Source organism: Marinobacter salexigens (assembly GCF_002806945.1).
GTDB lineage: Bacteria > Pseudomonadota > Gammaproteobacteria > Pseudomonadales > Oleiphilaceae > Marinobacter > Marinobacter salexigens.
The window spans coordinates 107,431-131,597 of the sequence record NZ_NIHC01000005.1; the positions used below are offsets into that span (position 1 = coordinate 107,431).

Annotated in this window: 20 protein-coding genes; 13 read left to right on the forward strand and 7 right to left on the reverse strand. The window is 53.7% G+C overall.

Annotated elements, in window-relative coordinates:
* Nucleotides 1–171: 171 nt before the first annotated feature.
* The 13 genes from CDH47_RS10710 (at nt 172) to CDH47_RS10770 (ending at nt 14,708) form a co-directional block, all read left to right on the forward strand.
* Complete coding sequence (locus CDH47_RS10710; RefSeq protein ID WP_100639890.1) at nt 172–621, forward strand: MerR family transcriptional regulator; 450 nt, start codon at nt 172–174, stop codon at nt 619–621.
* 56 nt (nt 622–677) lie between these two features.
* Nucleotides 678–1,844: an isovaleryl-CoA dehydrogenase gene (locus CDH47_RS10715; RefSeq protein WP_100639891.1), complete on the forward strand. Its 1,167-nt coding sequence runs from the start codon at nt 678–680 to the stop codon at nt 1,842–1,844.
* Nucleotides 1,845–2,049: 205 nt separating this feature from the next.
* Nucleotides 2,050–3,657, forward strand: coding sequence for a carboxyl transferase domain-containing protein (locus CDH47_RS10720; protein ID WP_100639892.1), 1,608 nt, complete (start codon nt 2,050–2,052; stop codon nt 3,655–3,657).
* A gap of 15 nt (nt 3,658–3,672) precedes the next feature.
* The gene (locus CDH47_RS10725; protein WP_100639893.1) at nt 3,673–4,497 is read left to right on the forward strand and encodes an enoyl-CoA hydratase/isomerase family protein; all 825 of its coding nucleotides are present in this window, start codon (nt 3,673–3,675) and stop codon (nt 4,495–4,497) included.
* A gap of 1 nt (nt 4,498) precedes the next feature.
* Entirely contained in the window at nt 4,499–6,502 is a 2,004-nt protein-coding gene (locus tag CDH47_RS10730) for an acetyl-CoA carboxylase biotin carboxylase subunit (RefSeq protein ID WP_100639894.1), read from the forward strand.
* Complete coding sequence (locus CDH47_RS10735; RefSeq protein ID WP_100639895.1) at nt 6,502–7,401, forward strand: hydroxymethylglutaryl-CoA lyase; 900 nt, start codon at nt 6,502–6,504, stop codon at nt 7,399–7,401. Before CDH47_RS10730 ends, CDH47_RS10735 begins: the two co-directional genes overlap by 1 nt.
* A gap of 9 nt (nt 7,402–7,410) precedes the next feature.
* Nucleotides 7,411–7,989 carry a peroxidase-related enzyme gene (locus CDH47_RS10740; protein WP_100639896.1) on the forward strand — a complete coding sequence of 193 codons (579 nt, stop codon included), beginning with the start codon at nt 7,411–7,413 and terminating at the stop codon, nt 7,987–7,989.
* Between the two features lie 51 nt (nt 7,990–8,040).
* On the forward strand, nt 8,041–9,726 hold the full coding sequence (locus tag CDH47_RS10745) for an AMP-binding protein (protein ID WP_100639897.1): 1,686 nt from the start codon (nt 8,041–8,043) through the stop codon (nt 9,724–9,726).
* A 150-nt stretch (nt 9,727–9,876) separates the two neighbouring features.
* On the forward strand, nt 9,877–10,488 hold the full coding sequence (locus CDH47_RS10750) for a TetR/AcrR family transcriptional regulator (RefSeq protein ID WP_100639898.1): 612 nt from the start codon (nt 9,877–9,879) through the stop codon (nt 10,486–10,488).
* Between the two features lie 4 nt (nt 10,489–10,492).
* On the forward strand, nt 10,493–12,118 hold the full coding sequence (locus CDH47_RS10755) for a phytoene desaturase family protein (RefSeq protein ID WP_100639899.1): 1,626 nt from the start codon (nt 10,493–10,495) through the stop codon (nt 12,116–12,118).
* Between the two features lie 415 nt (nt 12,119–12,533).
* The gene (locus CDH47_RS10760; RefSeq protein ID WP_100639900.1) at nt 12,534–13,175 is read left to right on the forward strand and encodes a hypothetical protein; all 642 of its coding nucleotides are present in this window, start codon (nt 12,534–12,536) and stop codon (nt 13,173–13,175) included.
* A gap of 9 nt (nt 13,176–13,184) precedes the next feature.
* Nucleotides 13,185–13,721, forward strand: a complete 537-nt coding sequence (locus CDH47_RS10765) for a GTP-binding protein (RefSeq protein WP_100639901.1) — start codon at nt 13,185–13,187, stop codon at nt 13,719–13,721.
* 123 nt (nt 13,722–13,844) lie between these two features.
* The gene (locus CDH47_RS10770) at nt 13,845–14,708 is read left to right on the forward strand and encodes a 2Fe-2S iron-sulfur cluster-binding protein (RefSeq protein WP_100639902.1); all 864 of its coding nucleotides are present in this window, start codon (nt 13,845–13,847) and stop codon (nt 14,706–14,708) included.
* Nucleotides 14,709–14,782: 74 nt separating this feature from the next.
* Here CDH47_RS10770 and CDH47_RS10775 read toward each other — a convergent pair whose 3' ends face one another.
* The 7 genes from CDH47_RS10775 to CDH47_RS10805 all read right to left on the reverse strand — a co-directional run bounded on the left by CDH47_RS10775 (nt 14,783) and on the right by CDH47_RS10805 (nt 24,143).
* Complete coding sequence (locus tag CDH47_RS10775; protein ID WP_100639903.1) at nt 14,783–17,902, reverse strand: efflux RND transporter permease subunit; 3,120 nt, start codon at nt 17,900–17,902, stop codon at nt 14,783–14,785.
* Nucleotides 17,902–19,098 carry an efflux RND transporter periplasmic adaptor subunit gene (locus tag CDH47_RS10780; protein ID WP_100639904.1) on the reverse strand — a complete coding sequence of 399 codons (1,197 nt, stop codon included), beginning with the start codon at nt 19,096–19,098 and terminating at the stop codon, nt 17,902–17,904. The genes CDH47_RS10775 and CDH47_RS10780 overlap by 1 nt, the downstream gene beginning before the upstream one ends.
* Before the next feature lie 234 nt (nt 19,099–19,332).
* On the reverse strand, nt 19,333–20,328 hold the full coding sequence (locus CDH47_RS10785) for a branched-chain amino acid ABC transporter permease (protein ID WP_100639905.1): 996 nt from the start codon (nt 20,326–20,328) through the stop codon (nt 19,333–19,335).
* 2 nt (nt 20,329–20,330) lie between these two features.
* A complete protein-coding gene (locus tag CDH47_RS10790) occupies nt 20,331–21,218 on the reverse strand; it encodes a branched-chain amino acid ABC transporter permease (RefSeq protein WP_100639906.1) in 888 nt (295 codons plus the stop codon).
* Nucleotides 21,219–21,331: 113 nt separating this feature from the next.
* Nucleotides 21,332–22,546: an ABC transporter substrate-binding protein gene (locus CDH47_RS10795; protein WP_100639907.1), complete on the reverse strand. Its 1,215-nt coding sequence runs from the start codon at nt 22,544–22,546 to the stop codon at nt 21,332–21,334.
* An 80-nt stretch (nt 22,547–22,626) separates the two neighbouring features.
* The gene (locus CDH47_RS10800; RefSeq protein WP_100639908.1) at nt 22,627–23,352 is read right to left on the reverse strand and encodes an ABC transporter ATP-binding protein; all 726 of its coding nucleotides are present in this window, start codon (nt 23,350–23,352) and stop codon (nt 22,627–22,629) included.
* On the reverse strand, nt 23,349–24,143 hold the full coding sequence (locus tag CDH47_RS10805) for an ABC transporter ATP-binding protein (protein ID WP_100639909.1): 795 nt from the start codon (nt 24,141–24,143) through the stop codon (nt 23,349–23,351). The genes CDH47_RS10800 and CDH47_RS10805 overlap by 4 nt, the downstream gene beginning before the upstream one ends.
* Between the last annotated feature and the right edge of the window lie 24 nt (nt 24,144–24,167).

The window sequence follows — 24,167 nt, forward strand, 5'->3', positions numbered from 1 at the left end:
CACCACTTCCTCAGAGTGAGCCTGCCAGCTATCGGCCCCTTGGCGGCCAATCTGCCCATTCAATAAGCTCACCTCATGCCCAGCAAATGACGCAAAACAATCCAGCTCGCCCAAAAAACTTTACGTTAACGTAAACTTCCTCTAGTCTGACTAAAAAGAGGGGGGACCAACATGAGCGAAAAGAGAACATTCAGTATCAGTGAACTCGCCAGTGAATTCGATGTGACCACCCGCAGCATCCGGTTTTACGAAGACCAAGGGCTACTAAAACCAACACGGCGCGGGCAAACACGGATATTCAGCACAAAAGACAGAGTGCGCCTAAAGCTCATCCTCCGGGGCAAGCGCATGGGTTTTTCATTGGCTGAAACCAAGGAAACTTTTGACCTGTGGGATGAAACCCTCACTGGCAACGAAAAACAGCTCCTGAAAATGCTGTCGATACTGGACGATAAACGAACGCATATCGAGCAACAGAAAGCCGATATAGCTATGGCAGAGCTGGAAATCAATACAAGAGAAGCCCACTGCAGGGAGGCTCTTGCGGAACTACAGAAAAAGAAGCAACAACAAGAAAAAGCAACAACCGAACAGCCGGAACACATCCAGGTACATAGCTAACTTGCCCAGCACTCCATTTGCAAATAACCAACTGGCAGAACAATAGGCGAACACACATGAAATCACAATACTCAGAACTGAACTTCGGCCTTGGCGAAACCCTCGACATGCTGCGCCAACAGATCAACGCATTTGCGGCAAGCGAAATCGCCCCCCGGGCTGAAGAAATCGATCGCAGCAACGAGTTCCCCATGGACCTCTGGAAAAAGCTCGGCGACATGGGCCTGCTGGGTATTACCGTAGATGAAGCTTATGGCGGTTCCGACATGGGCTACCTGGCCCATGTAATCGCCATGGAAGAAATCAGCCGCGCATCTGCCTCTGTTGGCCTGTCTTACGGTGCACACTCCAACCTCTGCGTAAACCAGATCCACCGCAACGGAACCGAAGAGCAAAAGCAGAAGTACCTGCCCAAACTCGTCAGTGGTGACCACATAGGTGCCCTGGCAATGTCCGAGCCTAATGCCGGCTCCGACGTAGTTTCCATGAAACTGAATGCCAAAGACGCCGGTGACCACTACCTGCTCAACGGCAACAAAATGTGGATCACCAACGGCCCCGACGCCCACGTTTACGTTATCTACGCAAAAACCGACGTAAAAGCCGGCTCAAAAGGCATCACCGCCTTCATCGTAGAGCGGGACTACGAAGGCTTCAGCCGGCACCAGAAGCTGGACAAGCTCGGCATGCGCGGCTCCAACACCTGCGAACTGGTATTCGAAGACTGCAAAGTACCCAAAGAAAACGTACTCGGTGAGGTAGGTAAAGGTGCGAGAGTCCTCATGAGCGGACTCGACTACGAACGCCTCGTCCTCTCCGGCGGCCCGCTGGGCATCATGCAAGCAGCTATGGACGTTGTTGTCCCCTACATCCGCGAACGCAAACAGTTCGAAAAGGCCATAGGCGAGTTTCAACTGGTTCAGGGCAAGGTGGCCGACATGTACACCTGGATGAACACCGCCAAGTCCTACGTTTACATGGTTGCCCAGTCTGCCGACCGCGGTGAAACCACCCGCAAAGACTCCGCCGGTGCGATTCTCTACTCAGCAGAAATGGCTACCAAGCTTGCGCTGGACGCCATCCAGCTTCTGGGCGGCAACGGCTACATCAACGACTATCCAACAGGCCGATTGCTGCGGGATGCCAAGCTTTATGAAATCGGTGCAGGTACATCAGAAATCCGCCGCATGCTCATTGGTCGGGAACTGTTCCTGAACAACTAAGCAGTAGCTTCGATCCAGACACCCGCCAAAGCAGATTTGTTTTGGACGGCCAGCACCAAGGTACATCAAGGGGTTGGTGGGGTGTCTTTCCGGGAATGTCTGTGGCCAAGGATGGCCACAGTCAAGCCCACATGGATGTGCTCGTAGCGCTTCCCGGAAAGACACCCCACCAACCCCGAAGCCCCGACCCTCGAGGCCAGGAAAAATGACGATACTCCAAAGCAAAATAAACCCAAGATCTGAAGAGTTTCAGGCCAAGCAAACAGCCATGGCAGAAGCCGTCGCAGACCTGCGGGAAAAAGTCTCCACCATCCAGCAAGGCGGCGGCCCCTCCTACCAGGAACGCCACATCGCCCGCGGTAAACTCCTGCCAAGAGAGCGCATCAACCGCCTGTTGGACGACGGCTCGCCCTTTCTCGAAATCGGCCAGTTCGCCGCCTACAACGTCTACGATGAAGAAGTCCCCGCAGCCGGAGTCATCGCCGGCGTAGGCCGCGTCTCCGGGACCGAATGCATGATCATCGCCAACGATGCGACCGTTAAAGGCGGCAGTTACTACCCACTCACCGTCAAAAAACACCTGCGCGCCCAGGAAATCGCCCTCGAAAACCGCCTGCCCTGCATCTACCTGGTAGATTCCGGCGGTGCCAACCTGCCAAGGCAGGACGAAGTATTCCCCGATCGCGACCACTTCGGCCGCATCTTCTACAACCAGGCCCGCATGTCTGCCGACGACATCCCCCAGATTGCCGTCGTAATGGGCCTGTGCACCGCCGGTGGCGCCTACGTGCCTGCCATGGCCGACGAATCCATCATCGTACGCAACCAGGGCACCATCTTCCTGGCCGGCCCTCCCCTGGTAAAGGCTGCCACCGGTGAAGTCGTTACCGCAGAAGACCTCGGTGGCGCAGACGTACACTGCAAAACCTCTGGCGTTGCGGATCACTACGCCGAAAACGACGCCCACGCGCTGGAAATTGCTCGACGCTGCGTCTCCAACCTCAACCGCAAAAAGCCGGTTCCGGTAGAGATACGCAAACCCAAAGCACCTCTCTACGATCCCAGCGAAGTCTACGGCATCGTCGGCACCGACCTGCGCAAACCCTTCGACGTACGGGACGTTATCGCCCGAACCGTCGACGGCTCCGAATTCGACGAATTCAAACGCTACTACGGCCAAACCCTGGTCACCGGCTTTGCCCACATACACGGCTACCCAGTGGGCATCATTGCTAATAACGGCATCTTGTTCAGTGAATCCGCCCAAAAAGGCGCGCACTTCATCGAGCTGTGCTGTCAGCGCAACATCCCGCTGCTGTTCCTGCAGAACATCACCGGTTTCATGGTTGGCCAGAAGTACGAAGCCGAAGGCATCGCCAAGCACGGCGCCAAAATGGTTATGGCCGTGGCCTGCGCCAACGTACCCAAAATTACCGTACTGATCGGCGGCAGCTACGGCGCCGGCAACTACGGCATGTGTGGCCGCGCCTACAGCCCGGATTTCCTGTGGATGTGGCCAAACGCCCGCATCTCGGTGATGGGTGGCGAACAGGCTGCCGGTGTGCTGGCTCAAGTTCGTCGTGATGGTATGGAACGCAAAGGCCAGGAGTGGAGCGCAGAAGAAGAAGCTGCCTTCAAAAAGCCCATCACTGACACCTACGAAGAACAGGGCCACCCTTATTACGCCAGCGCCCGCCTTTGGGATGACGGTGTCATCGACCCGGCACAGACCCGGGAAGTGGTTGCCCTCAGCCTCTCTGCCACCCTCAACCGGCCGGCGAAGCCTACACGCTTCGGCGTGTTCCGGATGTAATCGGGGAGAAGAAACATGACAAACAACAACGTTCAGAGTGAACAGGAATCAGCTGTTCTGCTCAACCGCCGCGCCCAGGGCGTGACCGAAGTCGTGCTGAACCGGCCTGACAAACGCAACGCCTTTGATGACGTGATCATTCAGCAACTGATCAGCGCATTCACAGAAGTGGATGCTGACGCCGAAACCAAGCTGGTCATTCTGCGCTCAGAAGGTAAACACTTCTCCGCCGGAGCCGATCTTGGCTGGATGCGCCGCATGGCAGACAACAGCCAGCAGGAAAACCTGGACGATTCCCGCCAACTCGCTCGTTTGATGGACTGCCTCAATCATCTCAGCAAGCCCGTCATCGGCCTTGTTCAGGGTGCAGCCTACGGTGGCGCCGTCGGCCTCGCCGCCTGCTGCGACATAGTTATTGCCACGGAAACCTCTAGTTTCTGCCTGAGTGAGGTAAAGCTGGGACTGATTCCCGCGGTGATAAGCCCCTATGTGGTGCGCGCCATTGGTGAACGACAGGCCCGCCGTTACTTCATTTCAGCGGAAGTATTCAGTGCCCGGGAAGCTGAACAGTTCGGCCTTGTGCATATTGTCTGCGACGACATCGACGCCATGAACGTCCGTTGTGACGAGATGCTGAAGCAACTTGCCCAGAATGGCCCGGAAGCTATGCAAGCCGCAAAAGACCTTGTATTTGCCGTCAGCCACAAGCCCATCGATAGCGCTGTAATAGACGACACTGCGCACCGCATTGCTGATATTCGCGTAGGCGAAGAAGGTCAGGAGGGGCTAAGCGCCTTCCTGAACAAACGCCGCGCCAACTGGATTCCGGAGAGCCACTAACATGTTCAGCAAAATCCTTATTGCCAACCGGGGCGAAATCGCCTGCCGGATTATCCAGACTGCACACCGCATGGGTATCCGGTGCGTGGCTGTTTATTCCGATGCAGACGCCAACGCCCTCCACGTTTCCATGGCAGATGAAGCCTTCCACATTGGCCCAGCGCCAAGCTCGGAAAGCTATCTGCGTAGCGACAAAATCATTGAGATTGCCAAGCAAAGCGGCGCCCAAGCTATCCACCCCGGCTACGGTTTTCTTTCCGAGAACACCGGGTTTGCCGAAGCCTGTGAGGCCAACGGCATTGTCTTCATCGGCCCACCTTCTTCAGCCATTGCAGCCATGGGCTCCAAATCTGCCGCCAAAGCCATTATGGAAAAAGCAGGCGTACCTTTGGTGCCTGGCTATCACGGCGACGACCAGAGCCCCGAAACCCTGCGTGCCGAAGCTGAAAAGTGCGGCTTTCCGTTGCTGCTGAAAGCCGTCGCTGGTGGCGGTGGTAAAGGTATGCGAGTGGTCGAGAACATCGGTGAGTTTGATGATGCTCTGGCCGCGGCCAAACGCGAAGCCAAGAACGCTTTTGGCAACCCCGACATGCTCATCGAACGTTACCTGACCCAGCCACGCCACGTTGAAATTCAGGTGTTCTGCGACGAAACCGGCCAAGGCGTGTATCTGGCCGAACGCGACTGCTCGGTTCAGCGCCGCCACCAGAAAGTCCTGGAAGAAGCGCCGGCCCCCGGGCTCAGCGAAGAAACCCGCAAAGCCATGGGCGAAGCCGCTGTTAAAGCCGCCCAGGCCATCAATTATGTGGGCGCGGGCACCGTAGAATTTCTCTACGATGTAGACGGCTCCTTCTTCTTCATGGAAATGAACACCCGCCTGCAGGTGGAGCACCCGGTTACTGAAATGGTAACTGGCCAGGACCTGGTGGAATGGCAGTTGAAAGTGGCTTGGGGTGAGCCCCTGCCACTGGAACAGTCACAGGTAAAAACCCGTGGCCATGCTCTGGAAGCCCGTATTTATGCCGAAGACCCGGATCAGGATTTCCTGCCTGCCACTGGCAACCTGCGTTATCTGAGCACGCCCGATGAAAGCGCCCATGTGCGTGTCGATACCGGTGTGATCGAAGGGGATGAGATCAGCATTCACTACGACCCCATGATCGCCAAACTGATCGTGTGGGACGAAACCCGTGAGCAGGCCATCAACCGCATGGTTCAGGCGCTGGAGCACTATCGGATTGCAGGGGTAAAAACCAACATCCGCTTCCTGCACGCCTTGGCGGATTCACAGCCCTTCCGGGAAGCGGATCTTACCACCGGCTTTATCGACAGCCACCGGGAATTGCTGTTCCCGAAATCGAAGCTCGATACCCATAAAGCGCTGGTGCTGGCTGCTGGTTTTGTATTGGAAGAACGCAAATCCACCGAGTCTGTGAGCACAGATCCCTGGTCCCCGTTCGGTCGTCGCAACAGCTGGCGCCTGAACTCGGAATACGCCCAGCCCCTGCAGTTGCAGGTAGGCGACGAGATTCACGATCTGAAAATTCTGGAAAAGGATGATCACTACCAGGTATCCGTGGATGGCAAGGTTTACAACCTTACTGCCAAACTTGAAGGCGACGCGCTTCAGGCGGTGGTCGATGGCCACAGGATCAGCATTCACGGCAACTTGCACAATGACCAACTCGTGCTTTTCTACGAAGGTGACACCTTCCAGTGCACCCTCTACCAGGAAAACCATGGGTTTGAAGACCTGGCTCCTGAAGGCGGCCTGACCGCACCCATGAACGGCGCCATTGTGGCGGTACAGACCAAGGTGGGTGACACAGTTTCAGCGGGTCAGACACTGGTCATCATGGAAGCCATGAAGATGGAACATGCCATCAAGGCACCTGCCGATGGCGTGGTCAGCGAAATCTTCTTCACCGAAGGTGAGCAGGTTTCAGAAGGCGCGGAGCTGATTGCTATTGAGGTCAACGAATCGAGCGGTGAGGAGGCGAGCTAATGGCCTTTCCAAAACAAGTGCGGCTGGTCGAAATGAGCCCCCGGGACGGTCTACAAAACGAGGCCGGCCCGGTGATCGCCACGCACATAAAAACCGGGCTGATCGAACGACTCGCAGATTGCGGTCTTGATCATATCGAATCCGCCAGCTTTGTCTCACCCAAGTGGGTGCCGCAAATGGGGGATGCCACTGAGGTAATGGCCGGCATCAAGCGCAAAGCCGGTGTACGCTATTCGGTTCTGACCCCAAACCTCAGAGGCTTTGAGAATGCTCTGGCGGCGGGTGTAGACGAAGTGGCGGTATTCGGCGCGGCGTCTGAATCTTTCAGCCAAAAGAACATCAACTGTTCCATTGCAGAAAGCCTGGAACGCTTCCTGCCAGTGGTGGAGGCAGCGAAAAAGCACAGGATTCCGGTGCGGGGCTATGTCTCCACTGTGCTAGGTTGTCCCTATGAGGGGGAAATTGCTCCCGAGCAAGTCGCCAGGGTTGCCAAAGACTTGGCTGACATGGGCTGCTATGAGATTTCGCTGGGCGATACCATTGGCGTAGGTACCCCATTGAAAGCCAAGCGTATGCTCGAGGCTGTGGCAAAAAACGTTCCGATAAAGCATTTGGCAGCGCATTTTCACGACACCTACGGACAGGCACTGGCCAATCTCTACGCTGTACTGGAAGAAGGCGTGGCGGTTCTTGATGCCTCGGTTGCTGGTCTTGGCGGTTGCCCATATGCCAATGGCGCATCTGGTAACGTCGCGACGGAAGACGTGCTCTATATGCTCAACGGCTTGGGCATAAGCACCGGCGTGGATCTGAACAAACTGGTGGCTACCGGCGAATGGATAAGCAACCAGCTCAAACGAAACAACGGCTCTAAAGTAGGCCAAGCCCTAAAACCTTAAGGATCTGACATGAGCAAAAACAAAAATGTTGTCGCGCTGGACCTCCCTATTCCAGACATGAAAGATCTTCCCGATGATGTCCGGAAGTATTTCGAAGTCTGTATTGAAAAGCTTGGCATGGTTCCCAATGTGCTTACCGCTTTCAGCCAGAACCTGAACCAGCTGGACGGCTTCTCTCGTCTCTATAATGAGCTGATGATGGGTGAAAGCGAGCTCAGCAAGCTTGAGCGGGAAATGGTTGCTGTGGTCGTTTCTTCAGAAAACAAGTGTTTTTATTGCCTTGTCGCCCATGGAGCTGCCGTGCGAGTTATGAGTGGTGACCCGGCGTTAGGCGAACACCTCGTGATGAACTACCGATCCGCCAAACTGGATAAACGCCAGCGAGCCATGCTGGATTTCGCGTCACAGCTTACCCGCTCACCGGCAACAGTAGCGGAAGCTGAAGTGCAAGCACTGCGGAATGCAGGCTTCAGTGATCGCGGAATCTGGGATTTAAGCAATATAATCGGCTTTTACAACATGTCGAACCGCGTGGCAATTGCCAGCGACATGCGCCCGAACACTGAATACCACAGCCAGAGTCGCTAACAGGCTCAACAATTTTCAGCCCGCAACCACAAAAACAAATGGAGGCAGACAATGAACCAGACTCTTCCAAGCTACACCAGCGGCACCTCTGAAACCCCACTGCTGGGCATGACCATTGGCGAGATGCTCGATCGCACTGCCAATAAATACCCCGACACCGAAGCTCTGGTGTGCCTGCATCAGGACATTCGCTGGACCTACAAAGAATTCCTTGCCAAGGTGAACGAAGCAGCACGAGCTTTCCTGGCCATCGGCGTCAAACGAGGCGATCGCGTGGGCATCTGGGCACCTAACCGTTATGAATGGACGGTTACCCAGTTTGCTACCGCCAAGGTCGGCGCCATTCTGGTCAATATCAACCCGGCTTACGGCATGCATGAACTCGAGTACGCCATGAACCTGGCTGGTATCAGCGTGTTGGTAACCGCCGATAGCTTTAAAGCCTCTGACTACCGCAAAACACTTTATGAATTGGCCCCGGAACTGAAAGCCAGCACCCCTGGCAAGATCAAGGCCCAGCGGCTTTCGGACCTGCGCGCGGTGATCAACCTGGATACCGAAAAACACGCCGGCATGTGGAGCTGGGGCGAATTCACCGAATTTTCCAGTGATGTCAGCCAGGACGAACTAAACAAGGCACAAAGCCAGCTTCAGTTCGATGACCCCATCAATATCCAGTTCACATCGGGCACAACCGGCAGCCCCAAAGGCGCCACCCTCACCCACCACAACATTCTGAACAACGGATTCTTTGTGGGCGAAAGCCAGGTTCTCACCGAGAAAGATCGGCTGGTTATTCCGGTACCCTTGTACCACTGCTTCGGTATGGTGATGGGCAACCTTGGCTGCATCACCCACGGCTCCACCATGATCTACCCGGGCGAAGGCTTTGAGCCCAAAGCCGTCCTGCAGGCGGTGCATCAGGAGAAGGCAACCGCCTTGTACGGCGTGCCCACCATGTTCATTGCAGAACTTGCCGAGCCGGAGTTTGAGTCCTACGACCTCTCCACCCTGCGTACCGGCATCATGGCAGGCTCCATCTGCCCGGCCGAGGTAATGAAAAAGGTCAACGGCAAGATGAACATGAAAGAAGTTCAGATCGCCTACGGCATGACTGAAACCAGCCCGGTATCCACTCAAACCAGCTCTCTTGATCCCTTCGAGAAGCAAGTCACCACCGTGGGCCGCACCCAACCGCATCTGGAAACCAAAATCGTCGACCCGGGAACAGGCAACGTTCTGCCCCGTGGCGAGATTGGTGAACTCTGCACTCGCGGCTACAGCGTAATGCTGAAGTACTGGAATAACGAAGAGAAGACCCGGGAAGCCATAGACGCCTCCGGCTGGATGCACACAGGTGACCTGGCCACCATGGATGAAGAAGGTTATGTGCAAATCGTTGGCCGCATCAAGGACATGGTGATTCGTGGTGGTGAAAACATCTATCCGAAAGAAGTTGAAGAGTTCCTGTACACCCACCCATCCATTGAGGAAGTTCAGGTAACGGGTATTCCTCATGAGTCCTACGGCGAAGAGTTGATCGCCTGGGTGAAACTGCGCCCTGACGCAGATCCGGTAGGTGCAGACGACTTAATCGCTTTCTGCAAAGGCAAGATTGCGCATTTCAAAATTCCCCGGAACTATAAATTCGTGGAAGAATTCCCGATGACGGTTACCGGAAAGATTCAGAAATTCAAAATGCGCGAAATATCCATTGAGGAACTGGGACTGAAGTAAAAACTCTGCAGCAACCGCAAGCCCCGGCGCTCTTTAGCTGAGCCCCGGGGCTTTTTTGATCTCTAAATTCTGTTTGACTACCCGTCATTTTCGTGATGTTATCACCAGTAACATTGTTACCACCGATAACATTAGCGAGCATGAATACCCATGGCGAAACCTGCCTACCACCACGGTGACCTGCAGCCCCAGGCACAGTTGCTGGCGTTGGAGATACTCAGAACCCAAGGGGATGCCGCCATCAGCTTGCGTGCCCTGGCCAAGCAGCTCGGCGTAAGTGCCCCGGCTCTATATCGCCACTTCTCAGATCGCGAAACCCTCTTGGCGGAACTCGCAATTGAAGGTTTCGAAGCTTTACGTGACCGTCTGCAAGCGGTGGATCAGGAAATGCCGCGTAAGGCTTTGATCGATATTGGGCTGGTGTATGTCGCTTTCGCCCAGGAAGAGCCCAATCTGTATCGCCTTATGTTTGGCGGTCGCGTACTACCCATGGGGGCGCACCCGCGCCTGGATGCTGCGGGCAAAGGGGCATTTGAAGTTCTGGAAAGCACCGTAGCCCGCGCCCGCGACCTGGGCTACCTCAAGCCCTCCCCCGTATCACTGATGACAGCCGCCGCCTGGTCTCTGGTGCACGGGCTGTCGCAACTCACTATCGATGGTCATTTGCCCAGCGCAAAGGCCGAACCCATGCTGACCGAAGGCGTTCTCAGCTTACTGCTGGATGGCTCCCGGTCTGACAAACAACAAACACAACAGGATTAAATAAATGAGCAGCCCAAAACCCAGTACCATCCGCGTTGGCAGACGTTATCGTGAGAAGCGCCTGGACGGCCCCTACGATGCCATCATTATTGGCTCCGGTATCGGTGGCCTGACTGCCGCAGCCTGCATGAGCAAAATGGGTAAAAAGGTGCTCGTTCTAGAGCAGCACTACACTGCTGGCGGATTCACCCACAGCTACGACCGTAACGGGTACGAATGGGACGTGGGCGTTCACTACATTGGTGACATGGGCGCAGACCACACTCTGGGTAAGCGGCTGTTCGACCACATCACGGACGGCCAATTGAAGTGGGCACCAATGGACGCCAACTACGACCGTATCTACATGGGCGAAAAGTACGTGGACCTGGTAGCCGGCCCGGAAGAATTCCGTGCCGAGTTGGTCAAAGCCTTCCCGGAAGAAGAAAAGGCCATAGACACCTACCTGGGCTATCTACGCCAGGTATCCAAGGCCATGCCGGCGGTTGTTCTGAGCAAGGTATTGCCAAGCCTGGCTCTTGGACCACTAAGCATGCTTGCGAAACGTAAGGCGCCAGAGTTCCTTAACAAACCTACCCGCGAAGTACTTGAAAGCATCACCAGTAACCAGGAGCTGATTGCTGTGCTTACCGGCCAATGGGGCGACAACGGCCTGCCACCCGCCCAATCCAGCTTCATTGTCCACTCACTCATCGCCCGCCATTACCTGCACGGCGGCTACTACCCGATTGGTGGCGCCTCTGAAATGGCCAAGACCATTATCCCGGTGATTCAGCAAAGCGGCGGTGAAGTCTTTACCTACGCTGATGTGACCGAGATTCTCATCGAGAAAGGCAAAGCCGTGGGCGTTCGCATGGCCGACGGTGCAGAGATTCGCTCGCCATTGGTCATCAGCAACGCAGGCGTCTTCAACACCTTCAACAAGTTGCTGCCAAAAGACGCGCCTGAATGGGGCTACTATCAGGACAAACTGAAAACCGTTAAGCGTTCCATGGCCAGCAACTGCCTGTACATCGGCCTGGAAGATACAGCAGAGAACTTGGGCCTGCCGAAAACCAACTACTGGATTTACCCCGGCACAGACTACGAAAAGCATGTGAAAGACTTCGAGGAAGATCCGGAGAACAACGATATTTCGCTGACCTATATCTCCTTCCCCTCGGCGAAAGACCCCAGCTTTCTGGAGCGCTACCCTGGCCGGGCCACCATTGAGATTGTGGCACCTGGCCCCTTCAAATGGTACGAAGAGTGGGCCGACAAGCCTTGGGGCAAGCGTGGTGAAGACTATGAAGCGAAGAAGGAAGAATTCGCCCAGCGTCTGCTCGCCAAGCTTTACGAGAAATTCCCGCATCTGGAAGGCAAAGTGGATTACTACGAGCTGTCCACCTCCCTTTCTACGGACTACTTCTGCCGCTACAGCGAAGGGGAAATCTATGGCCTCGACCATACTCCCGATCGCTTCGAACAGGACTGGCTAAAGCCCAAGACCCGCATACCCGGCCTGTACCTCACCGGCCAGGACATAATGACCGCCGGAGTAGTGGGCGCCATGCTGGGTGGTTTGCTGACAACCGTTGCTGTGAGTGGCTTCAAGGGCATTCCGCTTGCCAAAAAAATGTTTGTTGGCTGATAAGCCTGATCCTTTCCAAAGCCCTGTACTTGGAAAGAAATACACTTTCACAGCCACTTAACAGGAATAGAATCAACATCTAGCCGACTGCCAGCAAAAGCACAGCCTTTCGTCTCGCAGTCGGCTAATCCTCTCGCGACTTCTTGCAATTCAATCACTCTGACTCTCAACTAATCAATACCCCACTAACCCTGTTTTGGCTAACCCACTGCGACAGGAAAAAACCAACCATTAAAACTATTGATGCAGATCAAACTTCATGAAAAGTATACAAATTTTTACAACGGTGACGATGTATTCATTTTCTCAAAACTATATATTGATTCGATCAAACGCTTGTTTAACACGAAAAGCTACAGAAAAATCGTCGATTACTCCCTGATCACGAGTTGTATGTTTTAGCTTTGAGGAGCTTATGAACAAAAATAATAAAGAATCAAAAGATAAACACCATATTGCATCCACAGATACTTTCAGTCCGGATGAGTGCCTGCTGACAACCTTACGTCGGGCAGTGGCTAATGGGCAGAACATACATATTGATGGCGGCGCTCATGGCAGCCTGGTTATTCTGGGCGCCAGTGAAGAGTATTTTTCTGAAAACCCGAACCTGGCGGAGTTCCTTCAACTTTCTCCGGGCAAGTTCCGCATTACCGTTATGGCTCAAAACGACAGCAACACCTATGCCGGCACGGCATGCAGAGACATCAATGAACTGATGTGGCAAGCAGCTTACTACGCTTCAAATGGCCGGCTTATGAGCGGGTATCACCGTAGCGATGTAGTTGAACTGGAGTCCTGGCCAAACCTGACCCGACTCCCCCACACCCCCAATACATTTGGTATTCTGACGCTATTTTACAAGCACCCAACCTCTGTTGCCCTGGCTGCAAGATTGCTGAAAGTCCCTGAGGCGGAAGTCAACCAGATATACACTGCCGCGCGTGCTTCTGGCTATGCGCGAGCCATAAACCGAAAAGCTGAAGAACCCCACATAGTACCCCACCCCAAACAGAGCCTCTTGGCATCATTACTCAGGAAACTCACGGGGAATTAGGGGCTTAACATGGAACAAAAATTCATTTTTGCCGGCCCAGTGGGCGCGGGTAAAACAACAGCCATTCGTGCGATCAGCGATATCGACGTGGTAAGCACAGAGCGCAAGGCCAGCGATCATGTTGCCTTGCGAAAAGACACAACAACAGTCGCCATGGACTACGGCACATTAGAAATTGATGATCACCAGAAAATTCATCTTTATGGTACGCCCGGGCAGACCCGGTTCAGCTTCATGTGGGACATTATCAGCATTGGCGGGCTTGGACTGATCATATTATTGGATAGTAATCGGGAAGACCCCCTCGCAGACCTTGAGCTGTACACAAAAGCCTTTCGCCCTCTTATAAATAAAAGTGGGGTCGTTATTGGCATAACCGGGATGGATATGAATAATAAAAATAACTTGGCCATTTATTATAAAAAACTCGATGAGCTTGGAATTAAAGCCCCGGTTTTTGAAGTGGATGCGCGCAAGAGAAACGACATTATTATTTTATTGCGTGCGCTTTTGGCCATGCTGGATCCGGGTGTCAGGCGTTCATGATCGCCCCTCCAAACCCATACAATAAATTACAGATAGAGACATCTCTGGATTGTATGCTGCTCACAAGTGCCGCTACAACAGATCAGTTTTTAGGGCAAGAATGCACAAATATGAGTAGCTGCCATGTACAAAATCGATTATTTGGAAAACAGCTACGGTTGTAACTCCAATGAAACCGTTCTTGAGGCCATGCTGAGACACGGCGTGACCTTCCCTTTTTCCTGCCGGAAGGGCTCCTGCCACTCCTGCATGCACATTGCTGAAAAGGGCACACTGCCACCTCAAGCCCAGAAAGGACTGCATCCGGAGCAGGTAGAACAAGGGCTGTTTCTACCCTGTCTTTGTGTACCAGTAGACAATTTGTCTATCTCGCCAAGAAAGAAAAAACTGGCTACAGAAAGAGCCACAAAACCCCAGGCAGGCACGTTATTATCCCCGGACCCAGAAATGTGGGAAGCCCTGGATAACGGCCGCCTGTTAGCCGAGATCATGAAGGATTTCTATGCTCGCGTTTATAAAGACGAGAGGCTCTCACCCTTTTTCCAGGGCGTGACACAACAAAGAGCCCGGGAAAAGCAGCACCTTTTTATGCGACAGCAGTTCACAGGCGAGAGAATCTATCTTGGCGATAAGCCCAAAAATGCCCATCACTGGATGGTGATATCCAACGACCTGTTCGATTACAGAGAGGCCATCATGGTGGACTGCTTGAAACGCCAAGGGTTGCCTGGCCATCTTATTGAGCGGTGGCGTGCGCTGGAAAACAGCTTTAGGGCCGACATTGTCAAAGATGAGCCCTGGCCACGAACAATCGGAGACATCGAGATACCGGTATCGGGCTACGGAGAACTTACTCTGGACAGCGGTTCCCTTTGCGACAACTGCGGTGAAGAGGTGAATGAAGGCACTACCATTCGGTATCACTTGCGTTTGGGCACCATCTACTGCCCTGGCTGCACTGCATCCTCGCTGACACCTTCAACGTGATAACCAACAAGACATACGGCGCTTTGGCTGGTAATTAGGCTGAAGAGGCGGCACGACGGCCGCCTCTCTTAAAACTATTCCGAGACCTGCGGTTCAGAGCGTGCAGTGCTCTCACGCATCCTCTGTACCCACTTGTAGAACATGGGCACCAGAAGAGTTCCCAGCACGGTAGCAGAGATCATACCGCTAACCACCGTGACACCAAGGCTAACCCGGCTACCCGCTCCAGCACCGGTGGCAAACACCAGTGGCAGCACCCCGAGCACGAACGACAGGGCGGTCATCAACACTGCCCTGAAGCGCAGTACGGCAGCCTTGTTGGCAGCCTCTTCTGCAGTCATTCCTTGATTTCTTAATTGAATCGCGAATTCAACAATGAGAATGGCAGTTTTTGTGGACAGACCAATCAGCAGCACCATACCCAGTTGGGCGTAGATGTTGTTCGCCAGACCTGTCAGCCAGAGACCCACGAGTGCCCCAAACACCGCCACGGGCACGGCTCCAATAACGGCAAAAGGTAATGCCCAGCTCTCGTATTGGGCCACCAGAAACAGATACACAAACAGCAGCGCCAGCATGTAAATGTATGTGACCAGGTTGCCAGCTTCCAGCTCCTGCAGACTCTGGCCAGACCAGGCGTACTCGTAGCCTTGCGGCAACTTTTCTGACAGTTCCTCCATAGTGCGGATGGCATCACCGCTTGAGAACCCGGCAGCGGGTTCACCCGATATAGTGACTGAGCGTTTCAGGTTGTAATGGGCAATACTCGAAGGTCCCAATACCGGTGTCAGGGTTGCCAGCGTCGATAGCGGTACCATGTCACCGTCGCTGTTGCGCACAAAATAGTACGACAGATCTTCCGGGCCGGTGCGGAATTTACCTTCAGCCTGCAGCTGTACCCGATAGTTTCGGCCAAACAGGGTGAAATCGTTCACGTACAACGAACCGAGCTGGGTCTGCAGGGTTGCAAAAATATCAGACAGCCCGATTCCCAGAGTCTTGGCCTTGTTGCGATCTACGTCCAACCGGTACTGGGGTATATTGGCGCGGTAGGTACTGTAAACCCGGTTAACTTCCGGGCGACTGTTGGCTTCGAAGATCAGGCCGTTCATCACCTGAGTCAGCTCGGTCACGTCGCGACCGAGGTTGTCCTGAAGGCGGTAGTCAAAACCCGCTGTCAGCCCGATACCGGGAATAGGTGGTACGTTGAACACCATGGTCTGAGCCTCAGGCATGCTCCATAACCCGGAGTACAGGCGCGCCACCGTCGCGTCCACACTCAGCTCGTCGCTTTTACGCTCGGCCCAATCGCTCAAAATAACAATGCCCAAACCATGGTTCGAGCCCGCACCGGCCAACAGCGAAAAGCCAGACACCGAGATAAAATCATCTACCGCTGGGTCATCCAGTATCATTTCTGTTGTCTTTTTTAACACCGCCTCAGTGCGCTCCTGTGAGGCGGCGACCGGCAACTGCACATCCACAAACAGAAAACCCTGGTCTTCCGGTGGTACAAACGCCGACGGCACTGTGCTGAACAAACCCGCGCTGGCCACAAGCAGGGCCAGCACCGCAACACCCACCAACGTACCCTTGCGCAGCATGCCTTTGACAATGCCCGAGTAGCCGGTTGTACTTACGCCGATAAAGCGTTCAACAGGCCGCAACCAACTTGTAGTCTTGTTCGCACCGCCGCCCAGCAAAACACTACACAGCGCCGGGCTCAGCGTTAAGGCGTTGATAGAAGACAACACCACTGCCACCGAAATGGTGACAGAAAACTCCTGGTACAGTTTACCGGTAATGCCCGGCATAAATGCGACGGGCACAAACACTGCCAACAGCACCAGAGTAGTGGCAATTATCGGCGCGGTCACCTGCTCCATGGCCTTGGTGACGGCCTCCTTAATTGGCAGCCTTTCCTCGCGCAATATCCGGTCAACGTTTTCAACTACCACGATGGCATCATCCACCACAATACCAATAGCCAATACAAGACCGAACAGAGTGATGGTGTTGACGGAAAACCCGATCACGGCCATCACCGCAAAGGTGCCAATCAGCGATACCGGGATGGCAATACTTGGAATAAGCGTGGCGCGCCAATTTTGCAGAAAGAGAAACACCACCAGAATCACCAGCCCGACAGCCTGCATCAGTGTGATAATCACTTCCCTGACCGACTGGCGAATGTACTCGGTAGAGTCAAATTCTATGGTGTGGGAAACGCCGTCAGGAAAGCCCTGTGCAAGCTCCTCAACGGTTTCTTTTACACGTTCAGCCACGCCCAGAGCGTTGGCGTCGGAACGCTGATAAATCACGATAAACGCGGTTTCCTCATTGTTCATCAGCGCCGTTGAGGTGTAAGATCGGGAGCCCAGCTCAACCCGACCGATATCATTCAGTCGTACAAAACCACCACCCGCTTTGGCGCGGATAATAGTTTGGGCGAACTCTTCAGGATCTGACAGGCGTTCATCGGTCTGGATGGTGTACACAAATTGTTGTCCATCCGGAATCGGTGCCTGTCCAAGCTGACCCGCTGCAACAATCTGGTTCTGCTCGCGCAAGGCGGCCGCCACATCAGACACGGTCACCCGCAAAGAGGTCATTCGCTGCGGATCCAGCCAGATGCGCATGCTGAAGTCTTTTGCGCCCATAACTTCAGCAGAGGCCACACCCGGTACCCGCCCCAGCTCTTCAATAAGACTGGTGGACGCGTAGTTACTTAAAAATACCGCGTCCAGTTCAGGCCTGTCGGCCAAGAGGTTGATACCCATCAGCATGTCACCCGACTGAGTGCTAACCGTGACTCCCTGACGGCGAACTTCTTCCGGTAAAAAAGGCTCAGCCAATGCAATCCGATTCTGCACATTTATTTGTGCAATGTCGGTGTCGGTACCGCTCTCGAACGTGAGTGTCATGGTGGCACTGCCGTTACTGGACGCGGTTGATTCAATATAAATCAGATCTTCGACACCATTGAGCTGCTGCTCGATTGGTCGTACTACCGATTCTTCAACAATTTGCGGGTTAGCTCCGGGAAGCACCGCCGATACCCGAATGGTGGGTGGCGACATGTCCGGGTACATATTGACCGGCAGTTGCTGCAACGCAAGCAAACCTGCCAACGTGATGATAATAGAAATAACAAAGGCAAAACGAGGGCGATGAATGAACACACTACTGATCATTAGCTAGCCCCATTATCGCTGGATTCGGCCTCGCTGAACACGCCGGTTTTCGGGTTGATCGCTTTGATAATCGGCTTCACCTCTATCCCGGAGCGAACTTTCTGCAGGCCTTCTACGATGACTTGCTCACCGGCTTCCAAGCCACTTTCAATAGCCAGCATGGCCCCTAAACGGGCGCCCGTTTTAACGAAGCGCTGAACCACTTTGTTCTGATCATCTACAACCAGCACAAACTTGCCTTCGATGGTTTCCTGAATAGCCGCTTGCGGTACCAGTACCTGCGCTGCACCAGTGGCGCCTTCAATTTTCAGCGTTACGAACAGCCCCGGCAGCAATACCGCGTCAGAATTGGAAAATACCGCGCGCATCGCAACAGTACCGGTTCGGGCATCGGTCTCCACATCGGTAAAGTTGAGTTGGCCATCCTGGTCGAAGCGCCCGCCGTCCGGCAAGGTCAGGGACAGCGACAAGCCATTGGTAACGTCTTCATTTCTGCCTTGGGCGGCGCGGCGAAACGCAACGTAATCCGACTCATCCAACTGAAACTCCACGTATATCGGATCGGTAACCAGCACGTCGGCGATAGCCCCGCTTGCTGGGCTAACAATGGCGCCCTCATCGTAATTCTGCCGGCCTATCCAGCCATCAAAAGGTGCCCTGATCACAGCGTAGTCAACATTGGTTTGTGCTATCTGAACAGCTGCCTCTGCAGTTTCCAAACGGCTCTGGGCCATGTTAAAGCGGTCTTTGAGCTTGTCGAGGTCGGCATCCGACAAATAGCCTTTGCTGGCAACGTCCTCGCCTCGGGTGAGGTTTCTTCGCGCGGAGTCCAACTCTGCCCGCGCCGCAGTCAGCTCGGCTTTGGAGCGCTGCAAATCTGCTGCTACCCGGGTATCTTCAAGCTGGACCAACACCTGACCACGCTCTACCTTTGCCCCTTCAACGAACAAAATCTGTTTTATTTCTGCTTCGATGCGCGCGGTCAGGTCTGCTCTGGCGGAAGCGGCCGTCCGGGCCACAAAGTCACGGGACGGCCGCACTTCAGTGGCCTCCAGCTTCACTACGGAAACGGGGACAGGTGGCGACGAAAGCGGCGCAGCAGGCTCAGAACAGCCTGTAACCATTAAAAGTGTACACACAGTCAACGAAACCCACAGGATGAGCCGTAGTGGAGAACTACACGAGAAGCTGAACATTTCTATTTCCTGTTTGATGGTGGGGCTGGACTGGGCTCTGTTATCTATATGGAAAGCCTGCACTTAGATTAAACAATACTGCGGCCAATGGCCACGGATTCATACCAACCATCGAAACGACAGATGCGGAACCGCTGTAATAGCTTCTGTGGCCGCTTCAAGTGAACAAACCTGAAACAGAAAGGGCCACCTCAAGAGGCGACCCTTTGCTTTTACTTCCCGGGGCTTTCCGTGCTACCCAATATTTTTCCTCACGAATTTCTGAACCTCGCCAACAATACCGCTACGGAAGGCCAGTACGGTGATTACAAAGATAGCCCCCAGAATCGGATCCACCCAATCTCTGAGCGGGCCCTGTCCAAGTTGGTACTCTATATTAACAACCAGGGTTGCGCCCAGTACCGGCCCCAGCAATGTTCCCATGCCGCCCACCAGCGTCATCAGAATGACTTCGCCTGACATATGCCAGTGCGCGTCGTTCAGAGAGGCCAGCTGGAACACCACTGATTTCATGGATCCGGCCAAGCCTGCAAGTGCAGCTGAGATTACAAATGCCAGAACCTTGTAGCGATCAACTTTATAGCCCAAGGACACAGCACGGGGCTCGTTCTGTTTAATCGCCTTCAGTACATGGCCATATGGGCTGCTGACAATCCGCTGAATCAACAGGTAACAGGCAAGAAATACTGCCAGCACGAAGTAATACATGTTGAGATTGTCTTCAAGGTTGATAAGGCCAAACAGCTCGCCCCTTGGCACGCCATGTAACCCGTCTTCGCCACCGGTAAAGGATGACTGAACAAAGAAGAAGAAGACCAGCTGCGCCAGAGCCAGGGTAACCATGGCAAAGTAGATGCCCTGGCGACGAATGGACAGAAGTGCAAACCCCAACCCCAGCACTGTAGCCATTAGCGTTCCCGCGATAATACCCATCTCTGTGGTGAGTCCGCTGTAGTTGCTGAGCAGGTAACCCGTCGTATATCCGCCAGTGGCCAGAAAGGCCGCATGGCCGAACGACAGCAAGCCGGTGAAGCCGAACAACAGGTTGAAGGCTGCCGCAAAAAGCGCGAAGCAAAGAATTTTCATCAGGAACACTGGGTAAATTACAAACGGTGCCAGTAGCAGTAGCATCAACAAGATACCGTTCAGCACCAGCTTTCTGCGATCCTCAGCTTTTTGTTGCTTCAGAATCGTTTTCTGGATGGAGGATTGAATATCGATCTGGCTCATGATTATGACTCCTTGCCGAACAGGCCATGGGGCCGGATCATCAGAACGATTACCATGACCAGGAAAATCACGGCAGATGAGGCAGGCGGGTAGAAAGTCTTGGTTAGCCCCTCCACCACACCCATGAGAATACCGGTAATAATGGCCCCACCGATGGAACCCATGCCACCGATAACCACTACAGCAAACACCACAATAAGTATGTGAGAGCCCATTACGGGAGTTACTGAGTAAATGGGCGCGGCCAACACCCCGGCAAAAGCTGCCAGCATGACGCCAAACCCATAAGTAAGGCTCACCAATAAAGGTACATTGATACCGAAACCCTGCATTAGCTGTGAGTCTTCGGTGCCCGCGCGGAGGTATGCGCCCAGTTTGGTTTTTTCAACCATGAACCATGTGCCGAAGCACACAAGCAGGGCCGCTACGATAACCCACGCCCGGTAGTAAGGCATGAACATAAACCCAAGGTTTACGCCACCTTTAAACATATCCGGCATTGCATAACGAAGACCAGACACACCATAAATATTGGTTAGTACACCCTGCATTATCAGGGCGACGCCGAAGGTCAGCAGCAAGCTGTAAATATGATCCTGCCCGGCAATGCGGCGAAGAAGAAAATACTCTACAAACACCCCGACAATGCCAACCAGAACAGGTGCCAGGAACAGGGCCACCCAGTAGTTCACATCAAGGGCGTCGAACATGATGACCGTGGCCATGGCACCCAGCATATACATGGCACCATGGGCAAAGTTGATAATTTTGAGGAGGCCGAAAATAATGGCCAGCCCGAGACTCAGCAGCGCGTAAAAAGCACCGTTGATAATCCCGATCAGAAGCTGGCCAGAAAGCACCGCCATGGGCACGCCGAAAATCATGGACATGTTGCTAACTCCAGAAGCAGCACAGACGTTGAGTCAGTTTTTATTGTTGCGTAATGCCTTGAGTAGTCTCTTGAGCTCCCCGGCAAACGCAGGGGAGCTCACTTGCCTACACCTTAATTGCTGCTAACCAGCTTGCACTTGCTGTCTGAGAGCGGGCGAAACGCTTCATCAGCCGGAATGGTGCGTAGGATTTTGTACAGGTCCCATTCGCTGTTCGACTCTTCCGGCGTTTTGACCTGCGCAAGGTACATATCATGCACCATCCGACCATCTTCTCGGATGCGGCCATTCTTGGTGAACATGTCGTTGATGGGCGTATCCATCATCTGCTTGCGCACAGTTTGAGAATCATCGGAACCTGTCGCTTCAATAGCATTCAGATACTGAATGGTGCTGGAGTAGATGCCCGCATGCACCATGGTTGGTCTTACGCCTGTTTCCTTCATGAAGCGGTCAGACCAGGCACGAGCTTCTTTGTCCTTATCCCAGTACCAGCCGGTAGTCAGCTGGATACCCTGAGCGGTTTCAGCACCCAGTGCGTGAACATCGGTCAGGAACAGCAGCAACGCCGCCAAGGTTTGGCCAGACTGCGTCAGGCCGAATTCCGAAGCGGTGGTAATCGCATTGGTGGTATCTGCTCCGGCGTTTGCCAGGGCGACAACATCAGCACCGGAAGCCTGTGCCTGCAGGATGAACGACGAAAAGTCAGGCGTTGGGAACGGATGGCGGATACTGTCCACAATTTCCCCGCCATTGGATTCAACCATGCGAGTAACGTCTGATTCCAGTGAGTGCCCGAACGCGTAGTCGGCTGTCAGGATATACCAGCTTTTGCCACCTTCCTTGACGATCGCAGTAGGTGTACCAACAGACAATGGGTATGTGTCATATGTGTAGTGAATGTGGTTCGGCGTACAATGCTCGTTGGTAATACTGGATGCGGCAGAACCGTTGACCAGACCAAGCTTGTTATTCTCTTCGATAACCTTGGTTGCAGCGATGGTCACTGAGGATGCAACAAGACCAGCCACCATATCGACGTTATCGTTTTCCAGCCAACGGCGCACGGTGCTGGAAGCTACGTCCGGACTGTTACGGTCATCTGCGGTAACGATTTCGATTTTGGCACCTTTTACAGTACCCCCAAAATCAGCAACGGCCATTTCCAGAGCTGAAAGACCGTTCGGGCCTGCCAGATCGCGATAGGTACCAGACATATCAGCCAGATAGCCAATTTTTACGGTGTTGTTGCTGATTTCTGCTTGGGCGCCCCCCACCATCATGGCTGATGCAACGGCTGAGGTCAGAAGCTTTTTCATAATTGTCATTATTATATCTCCGCGACTGTTTTGTGTTGGTTCGGGTTATTGTTGCTATTGTTTTGCTTTAACACACACCCTATTCGGATTCAGACACCCAAATAGCGATCCAGCACCGGCTGCTTTGCCTGCAGTTCGGCGGCACTGACTTCTTCCACAATTCGACCATGCTCAACCACGTAATGCCGGTCAGCCAAAGGCGCTGCAAAGTGGAAGTTCTGCTCTACCAGAATGATAGTAAGCCCTTTGCTTTTCAGATCGACCAGAACCTCACCCAGTTTTTCAACAATAACCGGTGCCAGGCCTTCAGTAATTTCGTCCAACAAAAGCATGTTGGCACCAGTGCGCAGAATGCGCGCCAGTGCCAGCATCTGTTGCTCCCCGCCTGATAACTTGGTGCCCTGACTGAAGCGGCGTTCATAGAGATTGGGGAACATGGTGTAAATTTCTTCCAGGCTCATGCCTCCACTGCGCACCACCGGCGGCAACGTAAGGTTTTCATGAACACTGAGGGACGCGAATATGCCCCGGTGCTCGGGGCAATAACCGACACCTAGCCTGGCAATATTGTGCGGGGCGCAAGACATGGTCTCTTCCCCGTTTATCATGATAGAACCAGTGCGACGGCCCACCATGTTCATGATCGCTTTGAGTGTGGTGCTTCTCCCCGCACCATTACGGCCGAGCAGCGTGACTAACTCGCCACGGTTAACGACTAATTCGATACCGTGCAGAATATGAGATTCACCATAAAACGCATGCAGATTGGAAATTCGCAGCTGTTCGTATTTCTTTACCACATCCTTACTTATCATTGGGCGGTCTCCGCTTCGGCTTCCGCTCCCCGTTCACCACTGGAACCGGTTCCCATGTATACCTCGCGAACTCGGGGGTCTGCAGACACGGCCTCATAATCACCCTCGGTAAGCACTGAGCCCTGTGCCAACACCGTTATTCGATCACACAGTTTGGAAACGACACTCAAATTGTGCTCAACCATCAGAACAGTCCGCCCCTCAGCCGCCTTGCGCACCAGCTCCACAACGCGATCAACATCTTCCGTTCCCATGCCCTGAGTCGGTTCATCAAGCAGCAGTATTTCCGGCTTCATAGCCAAAGTAGTTGCCAGCTCAAGAGCGCGTTTACGGCCATAGGCCAACTCAACCGTCATGGTGTTCGCAAATTCAGTCAGGCCAACAGATTCCAGAAGCTCCATGGCGCGCTCGTTAAGCCGGTTCAAAGAGGCACCAGACTTCCAGAAACTGAAAGAGCTACCTTCGAAGCTTTGTAGCGCAACACGGATATTTTCCAGGGCTGTCATGTGGGGAAACACGGCGGAGATCTGAAACGAGCGAACCATGCCTCTACGGGCAATGGCCGCTGACTTCAAGGGTGTAATGTCTTCGCCTTTGAAGAGAATCTTTCCGCGTGTCGGAATCAGGAACTTGGTAAGCAGGTTGAACACAGTTGTTTTCCCCGCACCATTTGGGCCGATCAGAGCGTGAATTCGGCCTTTCTGAATCTTCAGATTCACGTCGTCGACCGCAACAAAACCCTTGAACTCTTTTACAAGGTTTTGGGTCTCCAGTACGTACTGGTCACTCATGAGCCAATCTACCTTTTGTTATTG

What these genes read in the sequence shown, in the direction of transcription:
- CDH47_RS10710 (WP_100639890.1), top strand. Translation starts at nt 172, where the DNA reads ATGAGCGAAAAGAGAACATTCAGTATCAGTGAACTCGCCAGTGAATTC.
- CDH47_RS10715 (WP_100639891.1), top strand. Translation starts at nt 678, where the DNA reads ATGAAATCACAATACTCAGAACTGAACTTCGGCCTTGGCGAAACCCTC.
- CDH47_RS10720 (WP_100639892.1), top strand. Translation starts at nt 2,050, where the DNA reads ATGACGATACTCCAAAGCAAAATAAACCCAAGATCTGAAGAGTTTCAG.
- CDH47_RS10725 (WP_100639893.1), top strand. Translation starts at nt 3,673, where the DNA reads ATGACAAACAACAACGTTCAGAGTGAACAGGAATCAGCTGTTCTGCTC.
- CDH47_RS10730 (WP_100639894.1), top strand. Translation starts at nt 4,499, where the DNA reads ATGTTCAGCAAAATCCTTATTGCCAACCGGGGCGAAATCGCCTGCCGG.
- CDH47_RS10735 (WP_100639895.1), top strand. Translation starts at nt 6,502, where the DNA reads ATGGCCTTTCCAAAACAAGTGCGGCTGGTCGAAATGAGCCCCCGGGAC.
- CDH47_RS10740 (WP_100639896.1), top strand. Translation starts at nt 7,411, where the DNA reads ATGAGCAAAAACAAAAATGTTGTCGCGCTGGACCTCCCTATTCCAGAC.
- CDH47_RS10745 (WP_100639897.1), top strand. Translation starts at nt 8,041, where the DNA reads ATGAACCAGACTCTTCCAAGCTACACCAGCGGCACCTCTGAAACCCCA.
- CDH47_RS10750 (WP_100639898.1), top strand. Translation starts at nt 9,877, where the DNA reads ATGGCGAAACCTGCCTACCACCACGGTGACCTGCAGCCCCAGGCACAG.
- CDH47_RS10755 (WP_100639899.1), top strand. Translation starts at nt 10,493, where the DNA reads ATGAGCAGCCCAAAACCCAGTACCATCCGCGTTGGCAGACGTTATCGT.
- CDH47_RS10760 (WP_100639900.1), top strand. Translation starts at nt 12,534, where the DNA reads ATGAACAAAAATAATAAAGAATCAAAAGATAAACACCATATTGCATCC.
- CDH47_RS10765 (WP_100639901.1), top strand. Translation starts at nt 13,185, where the DNA reads ATGGAACAAAAATTCATTTTTGCCGGCCCAGTGGGCGCGGGTAAAACA.
- CDH47_RS10770 (WP_100639902.1), top strand. Translation starts at nt 13,845, where the DNA reads ATGTACAAAATCGATTATTTGGAAAACAGCTACGGTTGTAACTCCAAT.
- CDH47_RS10775 (WP_100639903.1), bottom strand. Translation starts at nt 17,902, where the DNA reads ATGATCAGTAGTGTGTTCATTCATCGCCCTCGTTTTGCCTTTGTTATT.
- CDH47_RS10780 (WP_100639904.1), bottom strand. Translation starts at nt 19,098, where the DNA reads ATGTTCAGCTTCTCGTGTAGTTCTCCACTACGGCTCATCCTGTGGGTT.
- CDH47_RS10785 (WP_100639905.1), bottom strand. Translation starts at nt 20,328, where the DNA reads ATGAGCCAGATCGATATTCAATCCTCCATCCAGAAAACGATTCTGAAG.
- CDH47_RS10790 (WP_100639906.1), bottom strand. Translation starts at nt 21,218, where the DNA reads ATGTCCATGATTTTCGGCGTGCCCATGGCGGTGCTTTCTGGCCAGCTT.
- CDH47_RS10795 (WP_100639907.1), bottom strand. Translation starts at nt 22,546, where the DNA reads ATGACAATTATGAAAAAGCTTCTGACCTCAGCCGTTGCATCAGCCATG.
- CDH47_RS10800 (WP_100639908.1), bottom strand. Translation starts at nt 23,352, where the DNA reads ATGATAAGTAAGGATGTGGTAAAGAAATACGAACAGCTGCGAATTTCC.
- CDH47_RS10805 (WP_100639909.1), bottom strand. Translation starts at nt 24,143, where the DNA reads ATGAGTGACCAGTACGTACTGGAGACCCAAAACCTTGTAAAAGAGTTC.